Here is a 5,186-nt window from a genome sequence, read left to right on the forward strand (position 1 = left end):
AGCTCCTACGCAGCTCCTACATAGCTCCTGCACAGTTCTGCGCGCCTACGGCCCAGCTGGAGCATTGTTACAAAGACAGTTTGCAAGCGCCCTCGGCCCGGTTAAGGTTCGCCACAGGTTTATCTGCCCCCGAGTCTGTATGTTCAAGCGGTCCATTTCTCACGCTGTCACTACCTTGCTGCTGGCCTGCGCTGCGCTGCCGGCCGAGGCCGATTGGTATTTGGACGGCGAGTCGTCGCGGCTCTCTTTTATCAGCAGCAAAAACGGCAATGTCTCCGAGGTCCAGCGTTTCCTCGTGCTGCATGGCCAGGTTCAGCCCGACGGATTGGCGCGCCTGGAAGTGGAGTTGGAGTCCATCAACAGCGGCATCCCCCTGCGGGACGAGCGCATGCGCGCCGAGCTGTTCGAGATCAAGCAATTCGCCGAAGCCATCGTCACCGCGAAGATCGACCTGGCGCCGATCCAGGACCTGGCCAACGGCGCCCAGTTGGAATTGCGCTTGCCGCTGACCGTGAACCTGCACGGCAAGCAGCATCAATACAATGTCGAACTGTTGGCGACGCGCCTGGACGAGCGTCGCTTCCAGGTCGTGACCCTGGAGCCGGTCGTGCTCAATGCGGCGGATTTCGATCTGGCGCCGGGTTTGGAAACGCTTCGAACATTAGCCGGATTGTCGGCCATCAGCCTGTCGGTACCGGTGAATGCGGTGCTGATCTTCACGGCGCGCTGACATGAGCGGCCCGGTATTCCCTTGGCGCGAAGGCAATCGCTTCGAACTGTTGATCGACGGTCCGCAGTTTTTCCCGCGCATGCTGGTGGAGATCGCCCGCGCCCAGGAACAGGTTGAACTGGAGTTGTACCTGGTGGAGGCGGGCGCTTGCGCCGAGGCGATGGTCCAGGCCCTCGTCCAGGCCGCCGAACGCGGCGTTCGTGTGCGCTGCCTGTTCGACGACTATGGCAGCCTGGCGTTTACCCTCAGCCTGCGCAATCGCCTGGTCCAGGCGGGCGTGGAGCTGCGTTTCTACAATCGCCTGAGTTGGCGCCGCTGGGTGCGCAACCTCTACCGCGATCACCGCAAGCTCCTGCTGGTCGACCAACGCTTGGCGGTGGTCGGTGGCACCGGGGTTACCGATGAGTTCTGGAACCCCTTGGAAGACCACAGTGACTGGCACGAAGTGATGGTGGAAATTGTCGGACCGCTGGTGCTCGATTGGCAGTTGCTGTTCGACCGCCAGTGGCTTGCCAACCGCCATCGACGGGCCTGGAAACCGGCGTCTAATTTCGGTTTGCCGCGCCTGCCCCGTGTTCCGCCGATGGGCGAGGGCATGGGCCGGGTGGCGTATGCCGACGCCCGTCAGCACCGCGACATCCTGCAGTCACTGTCCCGGGCATTGAACAGCGGGCAGAAACGCATCTGGATGGCCACTCCGTACTTCCTGCCGACCTGGAACGTGCGTCGTTCATTGCGCAAGGCCGCCGCGCGGGGCATCGATGTGCGCCTGCTGCTGACCGGCCCACGCACCGATCATCCGTCCGTGCGTTACGCCGGTCATCGCTACTACCCGCGCCTGCTCAAGGCCGGGGTAAAAATCTACGAATATCAACCCTGCTTCCTGCACTTGAAAATGGTGCTGGTGGACGATTGGGTCAGCATCGGCTCGTGCAATTTCGACCACTGGAACCTGCGCTTCAACCTCGAAGCCAACCTGGAGGCATTGGACTCCGGGCTGAGCAAGGCCGTGGCGGCCAGTTTTGAACGGGACTTCGAGCAAAGCCTGCAAGTGAGTCTCGACGCCTGGCAGCGCCGGCCGCTGTGGAAGCGCTTCAAGCAAAGGGTGTGGGGGCTGGTGGATCGGGTGGTGGTGAACCTGTTGGATCGGCGGGGTTAACCATCCACCGCAAAACCAATGTGGGAGCGAGCTTGCTCGCGATGAGGCCCCATCAGTCACCGCATCATCGACTGTCAGGCCGCCATCGCGAGCAAGCTCGCTCCCACAAAGGTATTGCAGTGTCGTTGGGTCAGAGCAACTCGAAACTCTGCTGCTTCACATCCTGGGAATCCAGGCCGATCTGCACGTTGAACTTGCCCGGCTCTGCGGCGTACTTGAGCTGGGCGTTGAAGAACCTCAGGTCGTCTTCGGTGATGTCGAAGTGGATGACCTTCTTCTCGCCGGCCTTGAGCATCACCTTGCGGAAGTTTTTCAATTCCTTCACCGGACGGATGATCGAGCCGGTCACGTCCTGGATGTACAGCTGCACCACGGTCTCGCCGTCACGTTCGCCGGTATTTTCCAGGGTGATGCTGGCATCGAGCTTGCCGGTCTTGTTCAGCGTGGTAGACGACAGGGCCATGTCCGACAGGCTGAACGTCGTGTAGCTCAGGCCATAGCCGAACGGGTAGAGCGGGCCGGTGGTGTCATCGAAGTACTGCGAGGTGTAGTTGCCGGGTTTGCCTGGCGTGAACGGCCGACCGATGCTCAGGTGGTTGTAGTAGGTAGGAATCTGCCCGACGGAGCGTGGGAAGGTGATCGGCAATTTGCCAGAAGGGTTGTAGTCACCGAATAGCACGTCCGCGATGGCGTTGCCGCCCTCGGTGCCGCTGAACCAGGTTTCCAGGATCGCATCGGCCTGCTGTTTTTCTTCCAGCAGCGACAGCGGACGGCCATTCATCAACACCAGGACCAACGGCTTGCCGGTGGCCTTCAGGGCCTTGATCAGTTCGCGTTGGCTGGCCGGGATGTTCAGTTCGGTGCGGCTCGACGATTCATGGGACATGCCACGGGACTCGCCTACGGCGGCCACGACCACATCGGCTTCCTCGGCGGCTTTCACCGCTTCATCGATCAGTACCTGGGCCGGACGCGGATCGTCCACTACTTCCGGGGCGTCGAAGTTGAGGAAGTTCAGGTAGTCGAGCACCTTCTTGTCACCGGTGATATTGGCGCCACGGGCGTAGATTAGCTTCGACTCGCCGCCCAGCGCGCGGGCCATGCCGTCGTACACGGTGACTGACAGTGCCGGGCGCCCGGCGGCGGCCCAACTGCCCATCATGTCGATTGGCGCCTTGGCGAGCGGGCCGACCAGTGCAATCTTCGCGGTTTTCTTCAGGGGCAGGGTCTGGTTGCGGTTTTCCAGCAGGACCAGGCTGCGCCGCGCGACGTCACGGGCATCGGCGCGGTGCATGCGGCTGTCGGCGTAGACGTCGGCGGGGTCATCCTCGGCCTTGCCGATACGCAGGTACGGGTCCTTGAACAGGCCCATGTCGTACTTGGCGGCCAGCACTTCGCGGACCGCATTGTCGATGTCGCTCTGCTCGATCTCGCCAGCCTTGAGCAGCCCCGGCAGTTCCTTGCCGTAGAGCGAGTCGTTCATGCTCATGTCGATGCCGGCCTTGATCGCCAGTTTGGCCGCTTCGCGACCATCCCGGGCGACGCCATGCTTGATCAACTCGAAGATCGCGCCGTGGTCACTGACGGCCAGGCCCTTGAAACCCCATTCCTTGCGCAACAGATCGTTCATCAGCCAGGTGTTGGCGGTGGCCGGTACGCCGTTGATGGAGTTCAGCGCGACCATCACGCCGCCCGCGCCCGCGTCGATGGCGGCGCGGTAGGGCGGCAGGTAGTCCTGGTACATTTTCACCGGGCTCATGTCCACGGTGTTGTAGTCCCGACCGCCTTCCACCGCGCCATACAGGGCGAAGTGCTTGACGCTGGCCATGATGCTGTCGGCCGCGTTGGCACCGCTGCCCTGGAACGCCTTGACCATCACCCCGGCAATGCGCGACACCAGGTAGGTGTCTTCGCCAAAACCTTCGGACGTCCGGCCCCAGCGCGGGTCGCGGGAAATATCCACCATGGGCGCGAAGGTGATGTCGATGCTGTCGGCCGCCGCTTCCTTGGCTGCGATGCGGCCGGAGCGGTAGATGGCATCCATGTCCCAGCTCGAGGCCAGGGCGAGGGGAATCGGGAAAATCGTGCGATGGCCGTGGATCACGTCATAGGCGAAGAACATCGGGATCTTCAGCCGGCTGCGCATGGCCGCGTCCTGCATCGGACGGTTTTCATCGCGGGTAATGGAGTTGAACGTGCCGCCGATGTTGCCGGCGGCGATTTCCTTGCGGATCATCTCCCGGGGCATTTCCGGGCCGATGCTGATCAGGCGCAGTTGGCCGATTTTTTCCTCAAGGGTCATTTGTTTCATCAGGTTGCTGATGAAAGCGTCCTTGTTCTCTATGGGGGCTGGCAGGTTGTTGGCTAATACGGATTGACTGGCCAGGGTGACAAACAGGCCCAGCAAACACAGATTCTTCATGAATAGTTTTCTCGCAAGCCTAAAGGGCGGTGATCAGTACACGCCGGTCAGCCTAAATGTGAGGAGCGGCTATTGTTGTTCGGGTGTTATCCAGTTAAATGCAGCACACTTTCGAACCTGTGGCGATGAACTTAGTTTCGCACCGCGCATCTTTTAGCCCATAGACCCGATTCGATCCAGTGCGGCGGCGATTATGCCCCAGACGCCGGCAAGATAGGTGGCGGTGTTTTTTAATGCAATGCAAGGGAGAGCTTCACCTGATGAATCCACGACTGAACCACCGCAGCGCGCTGCAAATGCTGGCCCTGATGCTGTTCACTACGTTGCTGGCCGGTTGCGGCATCAATAACATCCCGACCCTGGACGAACAGGCCAAGGCCGCCTGGGGCCAGGTGCAGAACCAGTACCAGCGCCGCGCCGATCTGATTCCCAACCTGGTGGAGACGGTCAAGGGGTACGCCCAGCATGAGCAGGACACCTTGACCGCGGTGATCGAAGCGCGGGCCAAGGCCACCTCGATCCAGGTCGATGCCAGCACCCTGGACAATCCGGAAAAACTCAAGCAGTTCCAGCAAGCCCAGGACCAACTGAGTGGCGCACTGAGCCGCTTGATGGTGGTGTCCGAGCGCTACCCGGACCTGAAGGCCAACCAGAACTTCCTGGCCCTGCAATCGCAACTCGAAGGCACCGAGAACCGCATCGCCGTGGCGCGTCGTGACTTCATCCTGGCGGTGCAGAAGTACAACACCGAAATCCGCACCTTCCCCGGTCGCCTGTGGCACAGCGTGATGTACAGCGACTTGCCGATCCGCGAGACCTTCGAGGCCACCAGCCCGAATGCCGAAAAAGCGCCTGAAGTGAAGTTCTGAAAAAAC

The 5,186-nt window shown here is 61.3% G+C and carries 4 protein-coding genes; 3 read left to right on the forward strand and 1 reads right to left on the reverse strand.

Annotated elements, in window-relative coordinates:
* The first annotated feature begins 139 nt into the window (after positions 1-139).
* Positions 140-730: a YceI family protein gene (locus OC610_RS20655; RefSeq protein WP_264430320.1), complete on the forward strand. Its 591-nt coding sequence runs from the start codon at positions 140-142 to the stop codon at positions 728-730.
* A 1-nt stretch (position 731) separates the two neighbouring features.
* Positions 732-1,889, forward strand: a complete 1,158-nt coding sequence (locus tag OC610_RS20660) for a phospholipase D-like domain-containing protein (RefSeq protein ID WP_264430323.1) — start codon at positions 732-734, stop codon at positions 1,887-1,889.
* A 130-nt stretch (positions 1,890-2,019) separates the two neighbouring features.
* On the opposite strand, the gene bglX is transcribed toward OC610_RS20660, so the two are convergent.
* Positions 2,020-4,311, reverse strand: coding sequence for a beta-glucosidase BglX (gene bglX / locus OC610_RS20665; RefSeq protein ID WP_264430325.1), 2,292 nt, complete (start codon positions 4,309-4,311; stop codon positions 2,020-2,022).
* Between the two features lie 260 nt (positions 4,312-4,571).
* Between bglX and OC610_RS20670 the strand changes: the two genes are divergently transcribed.
* Positions 4,572-5,180: a LemA family protein gene (locus OC610_RS20670; protein ID WP_264430327.1), complete on the forward strand. Its 609-nt coding sequence runs from the start codon at positions 4,572-4,574 to the stop codon at positions 5,178-5,180.
* Positions 5,181-5,186: the final 6 nt, after the last annotated feature.

Source organism: Pseudomonas agronomica (assembly GCF_025917275.1).
In the GTDB taxonomy this organism is placed as follows: domain Bacteria; phylum Pseudomonadota; class Gammaproteobacteria; order Pseudomonadales; family Pseudomonadaceae; genus Aquipseudomonas; species Aquipseudomonas agronomica.